Source organism: Acinetobacter sp. ANC 4204 (assembly GCF_002135205.1).
GTDB lineage: Bacteria > Pseudomonadota > Gammaproteobacteria > Pseudomonadales > Moraxellaceae > Acinetobacter.
Genome location: NZ_NEFZ01000002.1, coordinates 177868 through 197427, shown reverse-complemented (window position 1 = coordinate 197427; position 19560 = coordinate 177868). Strand labels below are relative to the sequence as shown.

The window sequence follows — 19560 nt, the reverse complement described above, 5'->3', positions numbered from 1 at the left end:
TTTATTGAAAATAAAATTTAGAGAAGTATATGCAATTGATTAGACTGGCCACACCACATGATATCAAATCAATTTTTGATATCCGAATCAGTGTAAAAGAAAATCACCTTTCCCTAGAGCAATTGACAGAGATGGGTATTACCCCAATTTCAGTTTTGGCGATGATGGAAAGTGAACCATGTATTTGGGTTGTGGAAAAGGCAGGGATGGTACTTGGTTTCTCAATAGTTGATTTTAAAGCGGGGATGGTTTTTGCAAGTTTTGTACATCCCGATCATGAAGGGAATGGCTTTGGAAAACAGTTAATGAAAGAGGCAGAAGCCTTATTATTTCAAAAATATAATCGTATTTACTTAGAAACAGATTCAAAAAGTCGGGCATATCAGTTTTATAAGCACTTAGGTTGGAATACTGTTGAATTTTATGCAAATGGTGATGTCAAAATGGAAAAACTTAAACCTTAAAAGAGCTTTGATAAATTACTTTTTAGATCAAAATATTATGCTGTATAAATTTAGATCTACTGGTTTTTATCCTATTTTGTAGACTGAAGTATCATCACTTAAAAAGAGTGGTAACTACTGTACGATAACTGGAATCGAATAAGGACAAGATTTAAGGTGAATTTAAAAAGTCTAGAGGCATTTTATTGGGTTGTGACCTTAAATAGCTTCAATAAGGCTGCTGCAAAATTACAAACCACTCAGCCTGCGGTTTCCCAAAAAATCACTGCTCTAGAAAATGATTTAGGTTTTAAAGTCCTTGATCGCGGTTTTCGACAGCTTAAACCCACCCATAAAGGCATGACCCTGTTTAAATATGCTGAAAAGTTTATGCGTTTGGAAACCGATTTGGTGGCCGAGCTAACTGAAAACCAACACCTCACAGGAACGATTCGTTTAGGTGTTTCGGAGACGATTGTTTATACGTGGTTGGTTGAATATATCGAAAAAGTACAAAAAGAATTTCCCAAAGTTTCTGTGGAAATTGTGGTGGATTTAACTCCAAATTTGCAAGAAGGTGTGCGTACAGGGGATTTGGACATGGCCTTTTTACTGGGCCCGACTTTGGCTTTCGAGTGTGTAGAGCAGGCGCTGTGTGACTTTGAACTGAGTTTTTTGGCGGCTCCATCTTTTAAAGGTGGTGTAGGTCAAATGTCTTTTAAGGCATTGATGTCGCATACCATTTTAACCTATCCAAAAATTACCTATCCCTATAAAGAGCTCAAGGCCAAAATGAAAGAACAGGCACTGGATGAGCCGCTTTCAATTACCAGTTATTCGCTTGCGACCTTATTGCGTCTTGCAGAGCAAGGGTTAGGGATTGCCGTTGTGCCGACCTTAACGGCGCTAAAGGAAATTACCGATGGTCGCTTAGAAATTTTGAATACCCCGATCCAGCTCAAAACCTTTCATTTCACCTCGATTTATATGCAAGGCAATGATGCAGCCTTGAAAGAGAAATTAACCGATGTCGCAGTCACTGTTTCTGAAAGTGCAATGAAAAGACTGCTTGAGAAAATTAAAAAATAATTGAGGCGTACCAGTTTTTTGACAAGTGAAGTTACTTTATCTCAAAACGTAATTTGTTTGAAAAACCATAAAAGCAGCTTATCGTGCGTGATAAGTAAAATTTATCATTAGACTTTTAATAAATAAAAAACATTAAAATACAGTTATTTGAGTTTAATAATTGATTTAAAAAGTCGTATTGTTCCTCGCGCTTGCCTATGTTCTTATTTCAAATAGAAGATTTGATCCACCATGGCTTTGGTTGGGCAACAGGGAATCTTTGTCAGTTAAAGGAATTTAAGAACAGAATTTGCAAACAAAATGATGTTCTTGGTTCAACTTGAAAATAGCGTTATTAAGCTCAAATGGACGAGGAACGCATTAAATATGTCTTTATTAAAATCTTCTTTTTTATCAGATCGCCAATGGGCCATTGTTGCTTCAATCTTCATGATGGCAACCTCCGCAATGGGGCCCGGTTTTCTCACTCAAACCGCGGTCTTTACTGTGAAATTGGGTGCGGCGTTTGGCTTTGCCATTCTCGTGTCTATTTTGATTGATTATGTGGTTCAACAAAACATTTGGCGTGTCGTCACGCTGACGCAAATGCGTGCCTCGGATATTGCCAATAAAGCCTTGCCGGGTAGTGGTTACTTACTTGCTTTTTTGGTCATTTTGGGTGGGTTCTTCTTCAGTATTGGTAATATTGCAGGCGCGGCTTTAGGTCTCAATGCCTTATTTGGATTAGACACCAAATGGGGTGGCATTTTAAGTGGTGCTTTGGCCATTTTAATTTTTGCTTCAAGAAAAGCTACGCTAGCCATGGATAAAAGCATGATCGTTTTGGGGTTGCTCAAAATCATCTTGATTATCATTGTTGCTGTCATTGTGATGCCACCTGTGGGCCAAGCTGTTCATCAAACGTTTGCACCTGACCAGATTGATTTTGCCATTATCACCACGATTGTCGGTGGAACGGTTGGCGGCTATATCTGTTATGCAGGCGCCCATCGTTTACTGGATAAAGGCGCGGTTGGCCCTGAAAATATTGATGAAGTCGCAAGAGCTGCGACCAAAGGTATTGTGGTTGTAGGCATCATGCGCTATGTGCTGTTTTTAGCTTTTTTGGGCGTGGTGGTCAGTGGTGCAACGATTGATTTAGCCAGCCATGATGCCAATCCAGCAGCACAAGCTTTTCAATATGCCGCAGGAACTTTTGGTTATAAACTATTTGGTTTGATTTTCTGGGCAGCAGGGATCAGTAGTACCATTGGCGCCGCTTATACTTCGGTTTCATTCTTTACTGCATTTAAGAAAAATCTTAGTCCAAAACAAACCAATTACACCACCATTACATTTATCGCTTTAGCGTTATTGTTGTATGTGGTACTGGGCGCGACACCTGCTGGATTATTGATCTTCGTTGGTGGCTTTAATGGTTTGGTATTGCCAATCGGTTTAACGATTTTTGTTTATGTAGCTGCTTGCCGTAAAGATATGATGGGGAATTATAACTATCCAAAATGGTTACTTATTTTGGGTGTACTCACATGTATGTTGACATGGTGGATGGGCTATATGTCCTTTACCACAGTCTTTAATTATTTAACCAAACTTTAAGCCAGACGACGGTGAAGTGATAAAGGAATTGAGCCATGTTTGTAGATTTAAATAGTGACTTAGGTGAAAGTTTTGGTTCGTGGAAAATGGGCAATGATGACCAAATTCTACCCGTGGTGACAAGTGCCAATATTGCATGTGGCTTTCATGCAGGAGATCCGCTGGGGATTTTAAAAACACTGCGTAAGGCGGTTGAATTGAATGTCACGATTGGCGCGCATGTATCTTATCCAGACCTCGTCGGTTTTGGTCGCCGTAATATGGATGTGTCACGTGATGAGCTGATTGCCGATGTGTTGTATCAAATTTCCGCACTGGATGGTTTAGCCAAAGTGGCTGGTTCTCACGTGCAATATGTGAAACCCCATGGTGCCCTGTATAACACCATTGCACACGATCAAGTTCAGGCCGCTGCAGTGATTGATGCTATCAAGATGTATAACCCAGAACTGGTTTTGGTGGCACTTGCAGGTTCCCACTTGGTTGAACAAGCACGTGCGGCAGGCTTAAAAGTTGTATCTGAGGCATTTGCAGACCGTGCTTATAACAGCGATGGCTCATTGGTTTCACGTCGCTTGGACGGGGCTGTTTTACATGATTCAGCCTTTGTGGCACGCCGTGTGGTGTCTATGTTGAAAAATGGCGGTGTTGAGTCGATTGACGGGATCTTTACCCCTATTCAAGCGGACACGATTTGCTTACATGGTGACACCGCAGGTGCTTTAGAGATGTCGGCTGCGATTAAAGCTGAACTGTTAAATCATCATATTGAAATTCGTCCCTTTGTCTTAAAGCATGAGGAAGTGCGCAATGTATAAGGATATTCGTGTCGATTCAGCGCAGCTTGAAGCCGCTTTAGCTGCGCGTTTAAAAATTCGTGCAGGCTTTGACAAACCAACGGCGGGTATGGCTGCGGGCATGACGCAGGTCAATATGATTTCGGTACCTAAAGATTGGGCTTATGATTTTCTACTCTATGCTCATCGCAATCCGCAAAGTTGTCCTGTTTTAGACGTGCTAGAGGAAGGTGTATATGCCACAAGACTGGCGGAGAACTCAGATATACGCACGGACTTTCCACGTTATCGCATCTGGAAAGAGGGTGAATTGGTCGATGAAGTAACCGATGCGAGTGACATTTATCATGCACATCCTGACTTGGTGACTTTTTTAATTGGTTGTAGTTTTTCTTTTGAAACTGCATTGCAAGAAGCAGGTATTGAAGTTCGTCATATCCATGATCAGACCAATGTGCCGATGTATTTGAGTAATATTCAATGTCAGCCTGCGGGGCGTATTTCGGGCAACATGGTGGTTTCTATGCGCCCAATTCCATCCCATCAAATCGCGGATGCCGTCAAAATTACAGCACGGATGCCAAGTGTGCATGGTGCGCCCGTGCATATTGGACATCCTGAAGGTTTAGGCATCCGAGATGTGAATCAGCCAGACTTTGGTGATGCTTCACGTATTGAGGCTGGGGAAATTCCAGTATTTTGGGCTTGTGGTGTAACCCCACAAGCAGCGGTGATGAACTCAAAAATTCCTTTTGCGATCAGCCATGCACCCGGTCATATGTTTATTACCGACATTCCTGATCGTGCATGGATAGGTTAAGTGGCACGAAAGAACAATTAAAAGGATAAGCATATGCGTTTTTTATCGGTAAACGCGGATTGTTTTCTCATAGAGCTTGCCAGCCTAGAGGAAACATTGGCGTTGTACAATAAATTGCACACGATGCAATTGAATGGAATTAAAGACTTAGTCCCTGCTGCAAAAACAATTTTAGTGTTTTTTAATGAAATCGAAACCAACTTTAAAACACTGGTTGCTTCGATTCAGACTGTAAAAGTCGGTTCAGACATTGAGCGTGATGTGCAAGAGCTGATTATTCCTATTCGTTATGCGGGCGAAGATCTTGCTCAAGTTGCAGAGTTACAAGGGCTCTCAATTGTCGATGTTATCTTGAAGCATCGTCAAAGTGTTTGGAATGTAGCTTTTATTGGCTTTGCGCCGGGCTTTGCTTATATGAGCAGTTCCGATCGACCTTTTACAGATATTCCTCGTTTAGCCGTACCACGTAAAAAAATACCGTCGGGTTCTTTGGGACTGGCAGGACAATATTCAGGGATTTACCCGAAAGATAGTCCAGGAGGCTGGCAGCTGATCGGTACGACTGCTGAAAAAATGTGGGATTTGGAACGTAAAAATCCAGCGCTACTGTTACCGGGGATGACGGTACATTTTGAAGATGTCACACATCAACCGACCACGGTTAGCGTAGCACAGCAAGTCACTCGTACAGTTGAGCCCAAACAATCCATGCCTTTGTTTACGGTAACTGCACCGAGTCTACAGATGTTGATCCAAGATGAAGGGCGTTTAAACCAGACCAATATTGGTGTGGGTGTTGCAGGGGCGATGGATGTATCGGCAATGCACAGCGCCAATCGAATTGTTGGTAACCCAACTCCGACGCCTGTGATTGAAGTTTTAAATGGTGGTTTGAAAGCCACAATACATCAGTCTGCAGTCATTGCGGTTACGGGAGCAATTTCAAACATCCATGTGAAATTTAGTGATGGCCAAAAGGCTGACTTTGAAAGTTATCAGGCGATTGCCCTTGATGACGGTGATGAATTTCAGATTCAAGCACCGACGGCAGGGCTGAGAAATTATCTGGCAATTCGTGGTGGTATCGATGTGCAGCCTGTGCTGAAGAGTGCCTCATTTGATAGTTTGGCCGTATTGGGGCCAGAACCTCTAAAAACGGGGGATACGGTTTATCAAGGACAGGTTGAAGTTTCAAATATTAGTGTCACCGAAGTTGCGAAGTTGAACTTGCCCAAAGTCGGCAATGTGGTAGAACTCGACATTGTGATGGGACCGAGAACGGATTGGTTTGAAGCAGAGAGCATTGAGCGCTTATGCCAGCAAGCTTGGCTGGTGACCAATGAAAGTAATCGGGTTGGACTGAGACTTTCAGGTGAACAGCCGTTGCAGCGCAAAATTACCCATGAGTTGGAAAGTGAGGGAACTTGTATTGGTGCCTTACAGATCCCGCCAAATGGTCAACCTGTACTGTTTATGAATGACCATCCTTTAACTGGTGGCTACCCCGTCATTGCGGCTGTGGCGAAGCACCATTGGGACTTGGTGGCGCAGATTCCAGCAGGTTGCCAAATCAAATTTAAAAAAATGACCGAATTTACAGATTTTGAGAATAAATGATGACGACTGAAAAATTATTAATTGCAAACCGTGGTGAAATTGCCGTTCGTATTATTCATGCTTGCCGTGATATGGGTATTAGCTCAGTTGCGTTATATGCCGATGACGATATGGACAGTCTGCATGTCGAACTGGCGGATGAAGCATGGGGTCTGGCGGGTGCAACTGCACGTGAAACCTATTTAAATATTCCAGCCATTCTTGATGTTGCTAAAAAATCCAAAGCAACCATGGTTCATCCGGGTTATGGTTTTTTATCTGAACGTGCTGAATTTGCACAGGCAGTGATTGATGCAGGCTTAAAGTGGGTCGGACCATCGCCAAGTGCCATTGAAAAATTGGGTGATAAAATTGAAGCACGTAAAATCGCCGCTTCAGTGGGCGCACCTTTAGTTCAAGGCACACAAGACCCCTTAAATAATGCTGATGAAGCCCTCGATTTTGCAAAGCGGTTTGGTTTACCTATTGCGATTAAAGCCGCATTTGGCGGTGGTGGTCGAGGTTTAAAAGTCGTTTGGAAACTGGAAGATGTAAAAGAGCTGTATGATTCGGCTGTACGTGAAGCACAAGCCGCTTTTGGCCGCGGTGAGTGTTTTGTTGAACAATATCTAGATCAACCACGCCATGTCGAAGCGCAAGTGATTGCGGATCAACATGGCAATGTAGTGGTTTTGGGTACACGTGATTGTTCGCTACAGCGTCGTAATCAGAAGTTGGTTGAAGAAGCGCCAGCGCCTTTTATCAGCGATGCGATATATCAAGAAATTTTAACTTCGGCTAAAAATATCTGTCAGGCAGCCAACTATGTCGGTGCGGGTACAGTTGAATATTTGCTGAGCCGTGATGGAAAGCTTTCATTTTTAGAGGTGAATACCCGCTTGCAGGTGGAACATCCTGTTACTGAAGAAACGGCCAAAGTCGATTTGGTGGTTGAGCAAATTCGTGTGGCTCAAGGTCATTCACTTTCAATCAAAGAAACCCCGAAAGTACAAGGGCATGCCATTGAGTTTCGTATCAATGCTGAAGACCCTGCTCGTGGCTTTATTCCTGCATTTGGTGTATTGAGTTTATTTGAAGCACCGTTTGGTCAGGGCGTACGCGTAGACACAGGTGTTCGTACAGGCTCTTTGGTATCGAGTCATTTTGATTCGCTCATGGCAAAACTGATTATCACAGGTCCAACACGTGAGGTTACTATTGCTCGTGCAAAACGTGCGCTTAAGCAATTTAAAATTGAAGGGGTTGCTTCGGTTTTAGACTTTCACCGTGCTGTATTAAATGAAGCTGATTTTGCCGACACATTTAATGTCCATACTCGTTGGATTGAAAATGATTTTAAGCAAGACTTAAAACCAACGAAACGCAGTATTCCGAATCATCAACAACCGATGTTACTCAGCTATATTGAAATTGATGGAAAATTACATCGTTTAGGCTTACCTGCGGGCATGTTTGCACAAAACTCTACCATCACTGCTCAAGACCAACCAGCTACAGAAACAGCCATGCGTGCTGAACATTTACTTGCACCGATCAATGGCGTGATTAGCACTTGGAAAATAGAAAACGGGGAGCAGGTCGCAGAGGGGCAAGTGGTTGCGATTATGGAAGCCATGAAAATGGAAGTCCCTGTACTTGCGCATCAAAGCGGAGTGATTCAATTGACGGTTCAGCAAGGAGCAACTTGTCACGCAGAGCAGATCATTGGCTCAATTTGCTAAAAATTTAATCATCTGAATGAACCTGATGTAGCATGCAGCTAAGTCAGGTTTTTCGTTTGGACATTTTTAAAAATGAGCGCGAGTGACTTTGTTGCACAAAACTATTTTTGAAGGCTTATTTAAACAATATAATTTCCGAATCAAAAAGCTAGCACCTAAAATTTATCTTACAACTAATTGGCCCTCGTACAACCAAGCACTAATAAATAGAGGGAATATCTCTATTTGGTTTGATCCTACGACTCAATGGTACGCTCAACCACAGCCTAAACATGGACGAAATCAAACCTATTTTGATGCAGCGATTCAATGTTATCTGATGATCCAATCCCTATTTCGACTCTCTTTACGCATGGTTACAGGTTTTGTTCAAAGCCTAATTAAACTTGCCAGATTAGATTGGACAGCGCCAGACTACACGAAGCTTTACATAAGGCAAAAACATATTGATATTGCGATTAACTACCAAAAATGTAGCATTGGGATACATCTACTCGTAGATTTAACTGGTTTAAAGTTTTTGGGTGAAGGTGAATGGAAACGAAAGAAGCATCAGCCTGAATATCGTCGACAATGGCGTAAACTCTATATTGGTATAGATGCTGAAACACTGTAAATACGGACAGTTCAGCTTACAACGAATAATGTCAGTGATTCACAGGTACTCGATGATTTACTTGGTCAGATTCCACTTGATGAACGAATAGACTCTGTCTATACCGATGGAGCTTATGACACAAAAAGATGCCGTCAAGTCATTGTGGATCGACAAACGCATGCGGTGATTCCATCAAGAAAGTGGGATCCATAGAGGGGAATGAGTTATTAAAAAAGTTAAGCGTCTAGGCGGAGCCCTTTGGAAAAAGTGGTCTGGATATCATCGGCGAAGTTGGGCGAAACTAAGATGTATTGCATCAAGTTATTAGGCGATAAACTCAGTAAGTACTAGGAATTGTGACAGTCAAATCAACGAGATTCGTGCACGTGTGGCAGTCTTAAATAAATTTACTGAATTAGGCCGACCTCACACTTAAGTTGTACCTTAAAGTTGATGTAGATTAATGATCTTTTGCTACAACATCAGTGACATATCTTTCGCCATAGTCTTTGAAAAAAATTGATTCTGTTTGTAGTGCATTTTCTTCTTTTCAGGGGATATGCCTTTTGATATTCCTCGAGACTAATTCGAGAATTTTTTTTTCTTGATACTTTTTGAGACTAAAAAATATAGCACTAGTCAGAATTGTTTAGATACCATTGGATAATAATATAGCATTAAATATCATGTATTTAATGCTATAAAATTATTTTAAAGACGAGGTAGGATAATATGGTTTATTTAATTTATTTTCTTAAATAAGAAGTCGTTGATCTTATGGCCTTCTTCGAGTCCGCGACGTTCAAATTTAGTTTGTGGACGCCAGTCTGGACGCGGGTAGCTGTTGCCTTTGCCCGCCATATTTTCAAGATTTGGACGGTTATCAAGTACATCAATCATCCACTCTGCATACGGTTCCCAGTCTGTCGCTGCGTGGAATGTTCCACCCATTTCCAACTTTTGCTCAACCAGTGGCATACGGTCATGGGAAACGAAACGACGTTTAAAGTGGCGTTTTTTCTGCCATGGGTCTGGGAAGTAGAGTTGCACAGCGTTGATGCTGTTGTCTGGCATTTCACGTAATACTTGAATGGCATCTGCATCTAAAAGACGAAGATTGGTTAAACCTGCAATTCCAGCTTCATACACACATTGTGCGATCCCTGGAACATGCACTTCAATGCCGACATAGTTACGTTCAGGGTTGGCTTGCGCCATCAAGACCAATGAACGTCCCATACCAAAGCCAATTTCAACTGTGAGCGGACGTTCTGGATGTTCAAACTGTTGGCGTAAGTCACCTACAGGATATTCCAAAATCATGTGACCATATTGTTCAAGCGCAGTGCGTTGCGAGGTGTTCAGCGGAGATGAACGACGCATAAATGTCACAATTTCGCGGTGTTCATTTAAGTTGTCTAGCTCGACGACTTGCTGGTCTAATTGATCATTCGTCATAATTTTGGCAGATGTAGAAATTCGAAAGCGGTATTGTAAGTCCTGAGCAGGACAAGTCAAATTTTTTACTCAGAATTTATCAAATTCAGCACGCTCTATTTTGATTAGCCTAAAAACTGTCATCATTTATTAATCATGATGTAACGAATAAAAATTAACCTGCCATACGATTTAACCAACTGATAAAAAATGATGAAAAATTTTAAGCCACAGATATTAAGCCTGAGCCTGATTTTGGCAGGTTGTTCTTTTCCCGCGTATGCACAACTATTATTTAGTCAGTATGTAGATGGCACTTCAAATAAGAAAGGATTAGAAATTTATAATCCAGATCCGACGACGGTCAATTTGGCAGAATATCAGATTAAACAGTTCGCAAATGGCAGTACCAATGCAAATTTGACAGTGAGTTTGTCTGGGCAATTGGCAGCAAAGGGGTATTATCTGGTCGGGCATTCTGCTTTAAAAGAAGCGCTGGGCGATGCGGTACAACAGCAGGCGAACTTAGCTTTCAATGGTGATGATGCTTTGGTGCTTTATCATAATGGCATTGCGATTGACCGCTTTGGCACAGTGGGTGAAAGACCAAGCACTGGATGGGGTAGTGTTGCAACAGCGAATAGTTTTAAACGCACACTATTAAGTAATCATGTTTCCAGTGCAGGGATTGACGTTACCGCACCGTTTGATTTGGCATCGGCATGGGAAAAATGGTCAGACCGAAATGCATTTTCCAGCTATCTTGCTGGAAATACAGTGGCACCACCATTGACCACCCTGAGCTGTAGTACGACAGCGACCCCAATTGCGACATTGCAAAGTGCACCGCAAGATGTGGAATATGTAGTGAAAGGTGTAATCACGGCAGATTATCGTTATAACAATGGTTTCTCAGGTTTCTTTATCCAAACCCCAGATGCTCAAGCTCAAGCCAATACCAGTAATGCGGTGTTTGTCTATGTTCCCTCTTCAAGTAGCGTGACAGGTGGGCAAGTCGGGCAGGAAGTCATTTTCAAAGGCAAGTTAAAAACCTATCAAAACCAACTGCAGCTTCAAGATTTAAGCAGTGATATTAATGTCTGTAATCCTTCGGCGAGAGACTTGGTTAAACCAATGGCGATCAATTTGCCCTTTGATAATTTGACTGAAATGTCAGGCCATGCACCGAAACGTTATCAGGGTATGTTGGTCAATATTCCTCAAACTCTAACGGTCAGTGAAAACTATGACTATGGGCGTTATGGTCAGTTGGCTTTAAGCCCTGCGCGTTTATATATTCCAACCAATTTATATCCTGCCAACTCAACGGAAGCCAAAGCGCTTGCACAACAAAATTTACGTTCTAAACTGATTTTGGATGATGGTTACAACAATCAGAACAGAACGCCGTGGTTGCCAACTTCTTTTAGTGCTAAAAACACCCTACGTACAGGTGCACAACTGCAAAATGTACAAGGCATTTTAGAATACCGTTATAACCAATGGCGAATTCAACCTGTGCTTGATGCAACAGCGCCGCAAGTCTTAGACGCGCAAAACCCACGTACGAGCGTTCCAGCAAAGGCTACACAACAAGTTCGTGTTGCAGCATTTAACGTACTGAATTATGACAATGGTTTGGCGCAAGGTTTTCCGACGGAACGTGGTGCAAGTTCTGAGGCTGAGTTTAAAAAGCAACATCAGAAAATTGTCAGTGCATTAAAAGCGATTGATGCAGATGTTTATGGTCTGATGGAAATTGCCAACAATGGTTATGGCGAGCGTAGTGCAGTTGCATATTTAGCCCAAGCGCTAGGGAGCGATTGGAAATATGTAACACCTCCAAATGCTGACAAACTCGGAACCGATGCGATTGCTGTTGCTATTATTTATAATGCTAAGCGGGTCAAACCAATCAATGTCGCAGCGGTCTTTGATGATCAGAGTCAGAAAAATCGTGTCACGATGGCACAAACCTTTCAAGCCCTATCAGGTGGGAAAACTTTTACAGTTATTCCCAACCATTTGAAGTCTAAAGGTAGCTGTCCTGATGATAAAACTTCGATAGAGGCAGATCAGGGCGATGGTCAAGGCTGTTGGAATCCAACCCGCGTTAAAGCAGTGCAAGCGTTAATGCAATGGGTCGCAAAAAATCCAACGCAGGTGAGTAAACCAAATGTCTTACTGTTGGGGGATATGAATAGTTATGCCAAAGAAGACCCAATTTTGGCGCTTGAACAAGCCAACTATAAAGTCTTGTTGAATGATGAAAAAATTGGTCAGGGGAAAGCAGCCTATAGCTATGTCTTCGGTGTAGCCAGTAATGCCCAAGGTTATGGTGGCGCAGGCAATTTAGACCATGCGATTGCCGATGCAACACTTTATCCTTTGGTGAAAAAAGCATTTGCATGGCATATCAATGCGGATGAACCGACGGCACTGGACTATAACGAAGAATATAAAACTGAGGAGCAAATTGCTGCATTCTATGCAGACGATGCTTACCGCTCTTCTGACCATGATCCTGTGATTGTGGATTTAGACTTAAACGATGCAGTGGCTAATGAGGATGATAAAACCAGTGCGGGAAGTACAGGGCTGTGGTCTGCATTAGGGTTAATTGGTTTGGCCTTATATGGCAGTCTAAGACGTCGTAAGAATCAGCCTTAACTCTCTTTATGGATAATAATAAAAGGGCGTTATCGCCCTTTTATTTTATCTAGGGTTTCAATTTTATGAGCTGATGCGGTCAATGAGGGTGCTGCTGGCTTCATTTAAGCCTAACACCTCGACCACTACACCGCGGGCTGCAAACTTTGCAACCACAGCATTTAACATTTGGACTGAAGTCATATCCCAAATATGTGCATGGCTGAGTTCAATTTCAACCTTCTGAATATGTTCGTTAAAGTCAAAAAATTGAAAGAATTTCTCTGAGCTGCTAAAGAAAATTTGACCACTCACTACATAGCGACGGGTATGGTTATGCAGTTCAGATTGGATATGAACTGTACTTTCCAGTTTATTGATGAAAAATAATGCGGACAGTAAAACCCCGACAAAGACACCCAAGGCAAGATTGTGTGTGGCTAAGACAATGATCACGACACTCAACATCACCATATTACTTTGTAACGGGTGTTTAGCGATGTTTTTAACCGAGTCCCATTGAAAGGTTGTAAATGCCACCATGATCATAATGGCAACCAATGCCGCCATTGGAATATAAGACAGCCAGTCTTTAAAAAACACCACCAAACACAGTAAAAACACACCAGCCACTAAGGTTGAAAGTCGAGTACGCGCACCTGAGCTGACATTAATCACAGACTGTCCAATCATGGCACAACCTGCCATACCGCCCATAAAACCGCTCACAATATTTGCCATACCTTGTCCGCGACATTCTTGATGACGGTCACCTTCAGTGCCTGTGACTTCATTCACTACTGTGGTGGTCATCATGCTTTCAAGCAAACCGACGGTCGCTAATGTGATGGCGTAAGGAAAGATAATTTGTAGCGTTTCAAAGGTCAGTGGAATATCAGGCAGAAGAAAAATAGGTAAAGTATTGGGGAAATGACCTAAGTCACTGACCATACGCATATCCGTGCCGAAAAACAGCGCCAAAGCGGTCAGGACAAGAATACAAATAAGCGGTGAGGGAATGCTTTTCCCCACTTTAGGCAGATAGGGAAACAGATAAATCACAGCGAGGCCAAGTGCAACAAATGCATAGCCCCAGTGATTCATTTGGCTGAGTTCTGGAAGCTGTGCCATGAAGATTAAAATTGCCAGTGCATTTAAAAACCCATACACCACTGACTGCGACACAAAACGCATCAGTTTGGCGACTTTAAAATAACCCGCAATGATCTGAATGACACCAGTGAGTATAGTTGCCGCCAGTAAATACTGTAGGCCATGCTCTTTGACCAGCGTGATCATGAGTAGAGCCATCGCGCCTGTAGCAGCTGAAATCATGGCTGGACGACCGCCAAAAAAAGCAATGCTCACTGCGATACAAAAGGAGGCATACAGTCCGACTTGAGGGTCTACACCTGCAATTGCTGAAAAAGCAATAGATTCGGGAATTAGAGCAAGTCCTACCACTAAACCAGCAAGAACATCGGTACGAATGTTAGAAAACCATTCATCTTTTTTAAGGCTAATCACAGATCAAATTCATTTTAGGGTCAAGGGGGCTATGTTAAAACAACTCTGTTGCAAATTGCAGTGTTGTTGTACTTGAAAAAAAATGTGAATTAGACAATATTCAATAGGCGAACGAATGATTTTTCGTTTACGCTTTTTTGCAATTTACAGGTTTTGATCACTTGAAAGTTTGTTAGAAGCCATTTAAAACAGAGAATAGAGTTATAACAAGGATCAGATATGAAGCTTTATTATGCACCGGGTGCGTGCTCGCTTGCGGCGCACATTATCCTCAATGAAATTAATGTTGACTTTGATTTAGTCCGAGTAGATTTAAAAACACATAAAACAGAAAAAGGTGCTGATTATTACGAAATTAATCCAAAAGGATATGTACCCGCTTTAGAAATTAATCCAGGTTTGATTCTGACTGAAAATGTAGCCATTTTGCCATTTTTAGCACAACATGATCCAAAACAAGATCTTATTCCGCCATCAGGCTTAGGGCGTGCCAAAGTTTTAGAATGGCTAGGTTATTTAAACTCTGAATTGCACGATGCTTATGCCGTTTTCTTCGGTGCGCCATTAGATGCTGCTGCCAAAGAAAAAGCCTATGCAGAGATTGATCGTTTACTTAGTTATATCGACAAACAAATTGGTGAGTCGGATCATGACTATTTGGTCGATGATAATTTTGGCCCTGCGGATGCATATTTATTTGTCCTCACCAATTGGTCAAATGGCATCGAACATGATTTATCACCGTATAAAAATATTATCTTTATCCGTAATAAAGTGGCTGAACGTCAGTCAGTACAAATTGCAATGCGAGATGAAGGTCTAATTCCTTAATTTTGATGCATTGAAGAAGCGCCGAAAGGCGCTTTTTTTGTACTTTAAAATTTATTGTTGATATTTAGTCAATAATATTTTGCAGATTCACTACTTTTTAGCGCTGAACAGAGTCTCTATAGTGCCTATATAGATTTTGGTTTTTAGGTTCTTCCAATGAAAAATATTTTATTAATTAACGGTGCAAAAACCTTTGCACACTCGAATGGCCAGTTAAACGATACCTTGACTGAACTTGCACAAGAGGTCTTGTCAGGTTTAGGGCATCAGGTTCAAGTGACCCGTGCCGATAGCGAATATGATGCAAAAGTTGAAGTGGAAAAATTTCTGTGGGCAGACACCGTGATTTACCAAATGCCAGGTTGGTGGATGGGTGCGCCGTGGACTGTGAAAAAGTATATTGATGATGTCTTTACCGAAGGGCACGGTAGTCTGTATGCCAATGATGGTCGCTCACGTGCAGATGCTTCAAAAAAATATGGTTCAGGCGGTCTGATTCACGATAAAAACTATATGCTGTCGTTGACATGGAATGCACCGATGGATGCATTTAACGATACTGAACAATTTTTTCATGGGGTTGGGGTCGACGGGGTTTATTTACCTTTTCACAAAGCCAATCAGTTCTTAGGAATGCAAACCTTACCGACATTTATTGTGAATGATGTGATTAAAGCACCTGAAGTTGAAGCCTATATGGCGCAGTACCGTAACCATTTGACGCAAGTTTTTGCTTAATTCGGAGAGGCAACGATGTTAACTGTAATAGCTGAAATTATTTGTCATTCAGAGCAAGATTTTAAAACGGTTCTTGATTCATTCAACAACATTCGTGAGCAGGTCTTACAAGAGCCTGGTTGCCATCTCTATGACGTGCATATTGATCATCCTTCTGTTGAGAGTGCATTACAGACCAAAGTACCGTTTTCAATCATGATGTATGAAAAATGGGAAAGCATGCAGCATTTAGAAACACATATGCACAGTATCAATATGCAGCAACATGCTCAAGCAACCGAAGGTGCAGTTGCTCAGGTGCAAATCCGTATTTTAGAAGCGCAGTAAGCGATGCATATGAGTTTGATAAAGCTTTTCTTCGCTCTATCTATTTAAACTCAAGTGGTTCATTGAACTGAACCTGTTCGAGTTTCAATGCATAGCGCTGTTTGAGCGTTGACCATTGAATCTTGACAGGTTGAGTGCTTTCAGCAAATTCATTTTCACCTGTCGTACTTTTTACTTTGCCTGTCATGAAATTAATACTTTGCGCCGTGATGTCGCCCGATGCACGGTGGAAATCATCGACATCATAACCAATCAGTTTAAATGCACGGTCTTGGTATCGAAAGGTATACGTGTGATTGGTCACATACCATGAACCACAGCTTAACCAGTAGTGCAGATGAACTTTGAGCACGCCTTTTTGAATGCTTAACGCTTCAGTCTCACCGAGTGGATCTGCGAGGCAAGGGGACTCTAGGTCACCTTCTGTCGGCAAAGTAGTATTAGTCGCTGCAAGTTGATAACCATGCGTTTGCTTCAATAAAACCAAAAGCTTTCGTTCATTGATATTGAGGACATCACTCCCTAAGCGATCATTTTTAACGAAATGTTCAGGATTGGTGTCTTCAATAATCAGGGCAATATCCGCTTGACCATCTTGGTTTAAATCGCCTTGGACTTTTTCTAAAACCTTCCAGTTTTTTGGCACAAAAGCTTGGTAGCTCGTTTTGAGAGTCGGTTTTGCCTCTGCTTTGGCCCAAGCATTGCTTGCGAGTGTTATGAAAAATAAGGCATTGACTATGAGTGTTGGTCTGATCCATTTTTGCATGGGCATCGTTTCCTCTCATTTTTATATGGTTATAGATATTTGAAGATGGATATTATTGAGTGTATCAAAGAGTACGACGGCATGTCCCTACAAGCTAAGTCAGCATAAAATACTGACTTTATGTTGAACTAAATAAAAAAAGGACTCCGAAGAATCCTTTGTGATTGCTTAACAAAGATCAAGAGATTATTTAAAGAAATAACCTGTTTCTGGTGAGCTTGCATTCGCCATACGTTTGCGAGGCATACGACCTGCGAGGAACGCTTCTCGACCCGCTTCAACGGCTTTTTTCATTGCAGAAGCCATTAAAATTGGATGTTGAGCGGCAGCAATCGCGGTATTCATCAATACGCCATCACAGCCAAGTTCCATGGCAATGGCTGCATCGCTTGCAGTTCCCACACCTGCATCCACCAACACAGGCACTTTGGCATTTTCTTTAATGATAGAAATCGTGTGTGGATTTAAAATCCCTAGACCCGAACCAATCAAACTGCCTAAAGGCATGATGGCAACACAGCCCATGCTTTCAAGCTCTTGCGCCACAATAGGGTCATCTGAAGTATAGACCATGATTTCAAAACCATCGTCAATCAAGGTACGTGCCGCTTTCAATGTTTCGGTAATGTTTGGATACAGCGTTTTTTCATCGCCCAATACTTCAAGCTTGACCAAGTTATGACCGTCTAATAACTCACGCGCTAACATACAGGTACGCACGGCACTATTGGCATCAAAACAGCCTGCTGTATTCGGGAGAATCGTGTATTTTTCAGGTGGGACCACGGACAATAGGTTTGGTTGATCGGGATGCTGACCAATATTGACGCGACGAATTGCAACAGTCACGATTTCTGCGCCACTGGCTTGAATGGCCAAATCGGTTTCTTGCAGGTCCTTATATTTACCTGTGCCCACCAGTAGACGAGATTGAAATGATCTAGAACCAATGATGAGAGGGCTGTCTTGCATGTGAACTCCGTATTAACCGCCACCGACGGCATGAATAATTTCAATTCGATCCATTGCACAAATTGGGGTGTGTTCCAATTTACTTTTACTAATAATGTTTTCATTTTGCTCAACAGCAAAACGTTTGCCTTCAAGTGCAAAGGTTTGCACCAGCTCAAGCAGGGTTTTACATTCGGTATGCTGTAGTTCGCCGTTTAAATAAATCTGCATTGTGCTCATCTCTAGTTGTTTACTTGGCATATTTCATGGCATTCCATGCCAGAACCAACCAACCTGCAATCATCAATGCGCCACCAATCGGGGTAATTGCACCTAGGCCACGCGGTAAGCCCAATGCCATGACATACAGGGAACCACAGAAAAAGAAGATGCCGACTTGGATCAGTAAAAAGCTGGTTTTGATGGGAAGTTGCGGGATGACTTTGGCCAAAATGCCAAGCGCCAGTAAACCAAGCGCATGATAAAAAAAATAATCAGTTGCCGTTTGCCACCAAGCCAATTGAGCTTCAGTAGCACGTGCTTTGAGACCATGTGCGCCAAAGGCACCTAATATAACGGCAAACGCTAAATTTAGCGCTGAAATCGCAATCCACATAGGCAATGCTTTACTTATATCACTGTGCGCAACAAAGTAGCATATTTTGAAGACAGGTTAAAAGACAAAAAGCCTCATTTATTTACAAAAAAGAAAAGGGCATTTCGCCCTTTTCTATATCTATATCAACTTAGTTCGATGACATTGCCACTTTAATTTTTTCCATGGCATTTTTTTCTAACTGACGAATACGTTCTGCTGAAACATTATATTCAGCAGCCAGTTCGTGTAAGGTCGATTTTTCATCATCTAACCAACGACGCTGTAAAATATTTCGAGAACGGTCATCCAATTGCTCCATGGCATCATGCAGGGCATTGGTGCTTTGTTCTTCGTAGTCGTCCTCTTCTGCTAAACGAGCAGGATCATAACGGTTGTCTTCAAGATACAAAGCGGGTGCAACGTGAGTTGATCCTTCATCGTCATCCTCCCCTTGAGCTTCAAATGCCGCATCATAGGCAGTCAAACGACCTTCCATTTCTAACACCTGTTCTGGTGTGACATTCAGATCATTTGCAATTGATTGAGCTTCTTGTAAAGTCAACTTCTTAGACGATTTTTTCAGACTACGTAAATTAAAAAACAGTTTACGCTGTGCCTTGGTGGTCGCAATTTTGACAATACGCCAGTTACGGATCACATATTCGTGAATTTCGGCTTTAATCCAGTGTACTGCAAAAGAGACCAAGCGTACGCCCATGTTCGGGTCGAAACGTTTAACGGCTTTCATTAAGCCCAAGTTACCTTCTTGAATAAGGTCACCTTGAGGTAAGCCATAGCCTGCATAACTGCGGGCAATATGAACCACAAAACGCAAATGCGACATGACTAGAAGTTTAGCTGCATCGAGGTCTTGGTCATAATAGTAGCGTTCAGCTAGCTCTTTTTCTTGTTCCGCTGTCAAAATCGGGATTTGGTTGACAGTACTAATATAAGCACCCAAGTTTACACCTGGTGCTGATAATGACAGGGGCATCAATTGATTGCTGCTGTCACTCATGTGTTCTCCTTAGGGATTTTCATTTTTACCCACT

The 19560-nt window shown here is 42.1% G+C and carries 17 protein-coding genes and 2 pseudogenes; 12 read left to right on the top strand and 7 right to left on the bottom strand.

The window, feature by feature from the left end; genetic code table 11:
- The first annotated feature begins 29 nt into the window (after positions 1-29).
- The 8 genes and pseudogenes from B9T36_RS04805 (at position 30) to B9T36_RS04770 (ending at position 9120) form a co-directional block, all read left to right on the top strand.
- On the top strand, positions 30-464 hold the full coding sequence (locus B9T36_RS04805) for a GNAT family N-acetyltransferase (RefSeq protein WP_086208410.1): 435 nt from the start codon (positions 30-32) through the stop codon (positions 462-464).
- 156 nt (positions 465-620) lie between these two features.
- On the top strand, positions 621-1532 hold the full coding sequence (gene mumR, locus B9T36_RS04800) for a LysR family transcriptional regulator MumR (protein ID WP_086208409.1): 912 nt from the start codon (positions 621-623) through the stop codon (positions 1530-1532).
- Positions 1533-1876: 344 nt separating this feature from the next.
- Positions 1877-3131 (top strand): annotated as a pseudogene (locus tag B9T36_RS04795) (NRAMP family divalent metal transporter).
- Positions 3132-3166: 35 nt separating this feature from the next.
- A complete protein-coding gene (locus B9T36_RS04790; protein ID WP_086208408.1) occupies positions 3167-3949 on the top strand; it encodes a LamB/YcsF family protein in 783 nt (260 codons plus the stop codon).
- On the top strand, positions 3942-4748 hold the full coding sequence (locus B9T36_RS04785) for a putative hydro-lyase (protein WP_086208407.1): 807 nt from the start codon (positions 3942-3944) through the stop codon (positions 4746-4748). The genes B9T36_RS04790 and B9T36_RS04785 overlap by 8 nt, the downstream gene beginning before the upstream one ends.
- Before the next feature lie 33 nt (positions 4749-4781).
- Positions 4782-6365 (top strand): urea amidolyase family protein, encoded by a 1584-nt coding sequence (locus B9T36_RS04780; RefSeq protein ID WP_086208406.1) that lies wholly within the window; start codon positions 4782-4784, stop codon positions 6363-6365.
- A complete protein-coding gene (locus B9T36_RS04775; RefSeq protein ID WP_086208880.1) occupies positions 6365-8086 on the top strand; it encodes an acetyl/propionyl/methylcrotonyl-CoA carboxylase subunit alpha in 1722 nt (573 codons plus the stop codon). The genes B9T36_RS04780 and B9T36_RS04775 overlap by 1 nt, the downstream gene beginning before the upstream one ends.
- 139 nt (positions 8087-8225) lie before the next feature.
- A pseudogene (locus B9T36_RS04770) lies at positions 8226-9120 on the top strand (IS5 family transposase).
- A gap of 305 nt (positions 9121-9425) precedes the next feature.
- On the opposite strand, the gene trmB reads toward B9T36_RS04770, so the two are convergent.
- Positions 9426-10142 carry a tRNA (guanosine(46)-N7)-methyltransferase TrmB gene (gene trmB / locus B9T36_RS04765; protein WP_086208879.1) on the bottom strand — a complete coding sequence of 239 codons (717 nt, stop codon included), beginning with the start codon at positions 10140-10142 and terminating at the stop codon, positions 9426-9428.
- 192 nt (positions 10143-10334) lie between these two features.
- On the opposite strand from trmB, the gene B9T36_RS04760 reads away from it, so the two are divergent.
- Positions 10335-12791, top strand: a complete 2457-nt coding sequence (locus B9T36_RS04760) for an ExeM/NucH family extracellular endonuclease (protein ID WP_171264426.1) — start codon at positions 10335-10337, stop codon at positions 12789-12791.
- A 63-nt stretch (positions 12792-12854) separates the two neighbouring features.
- On the opposite strand, the gene B9T36_RS04755 is transcribed toward B9T36_RS04760, so the two are convergent.
- A complete protein-coding gene (locus B9T36_RS04755) occupies positions 12855-14297 on the bottom strand; it encodes a SulP family inorganic anion transporter (protein ID WP_086208404.1) in 1443 nt (480 codons plus the stop codon).
- 219 nt (positions 14298-14516) lie between these two features.
- Between B9T36_RS04755 and B9T36_RS04750 the strand changes: the two genes are divergently transcribed.
- From B9T36_RS04750 to B9T36_RS04740, 3 genes are all read left to right on the top strand, one after another.
- On the top strand, positions 14517-15128 hold the full coding sequence (locus B9T36_RS04750) for a glutathione binding-like protein (protein ID WP_078388936.1): 612 nt from the start codon (positions 14517-14519) through the stop codon (positions 15126-15128).
- Positions 15129-15284: 156 nt separating this feature from the next.
- Entirely contained in the window at positions 15285-15866 is a 582-nt protein-coding gene (locus B9T36_RS04745) for an NAD(P)H-dependent oxidoreductase (protein WP_086208403.1), read from the top strand.
- A gap of 15 nt (positions 15867-15881) precedes the next feature.
- Positions 15882-16193 (top strand): putative quinol monooxygenase, encoded by a 312-nt coding sequence (locus tag B9T36_RS04740; protein WP_086208402.1) that lies wholly within the window; start codon positions 15882-15884, stop codon positions 16191-16193.
- A gap of 40 nt (positions 16194-16233) precedes the next feature.
- On the opposite strand, the gene B9T36_RS04735 is transcribed toward B9T36_RS04740, so the two are convergent.
- From B9T36_RS04735 to rpoH, 5 genes are all read right to left on the bottom strand, one after another.
- Positions 16234-16959 (bottom strand): hypothetical protein, encoded by a 726-nt coding sequence (locus tag B9T36_RS04735; protein WP_086208878.1) that lies wholly within the window; start codon positions 16957-16959, stop codon positions 16234-16236.
- 186 nt (positions 16960-17145) lie between these two features.
- Positions 17146-17931, bottom strand: a complete 786-nt coding sequence (locus B9T36_RS04730) for a thiazole synthase (RefSeq protein WP_005400610.1) — start codon at positions 17929-17931, stop codon at positions 17146-17148.
- A 12-nt stretch (positions 17932-17943) separates the two neighbouring features.
- On the bottom strand, positions 17944-18141 hold the full coding sequence (gene thiS, locus B9T36_RS04725) for a sulfur carrier protein ThiS (protein ID WP_078388931.1): 198 nt from the start codon (positions 18139-18141) through the stop codon (positions 17944-17946).
- Between the two features lie 19 nt (positions 18142-18160).
- Positions 18161-18526: a DUF423 domain-containing protein gene (locus tag B9T36_RS04720; protein ID WP_004982244.1), complete on the bottom strand. Its 366-nt coding sequence runs from the start codon at positions 18524-18526 to the stop codon at positions 18161-18163.
- Positions 18527-18656: 130 nt separating this feature from the next.
- Positions 18657-19526, bottom strand: a complete 870-nt coding sequence (gene rpoH / locus B9T36_RS04715) for an RNA polymerase sigma factor RpoH (RefSeq protein WP_086208401.1) — start codon at positions 19524-19526, stop codon at positions 18657-18659.
- Between the last annotated feature and the right edge of the window lie 34 nt (positions 19527-19560).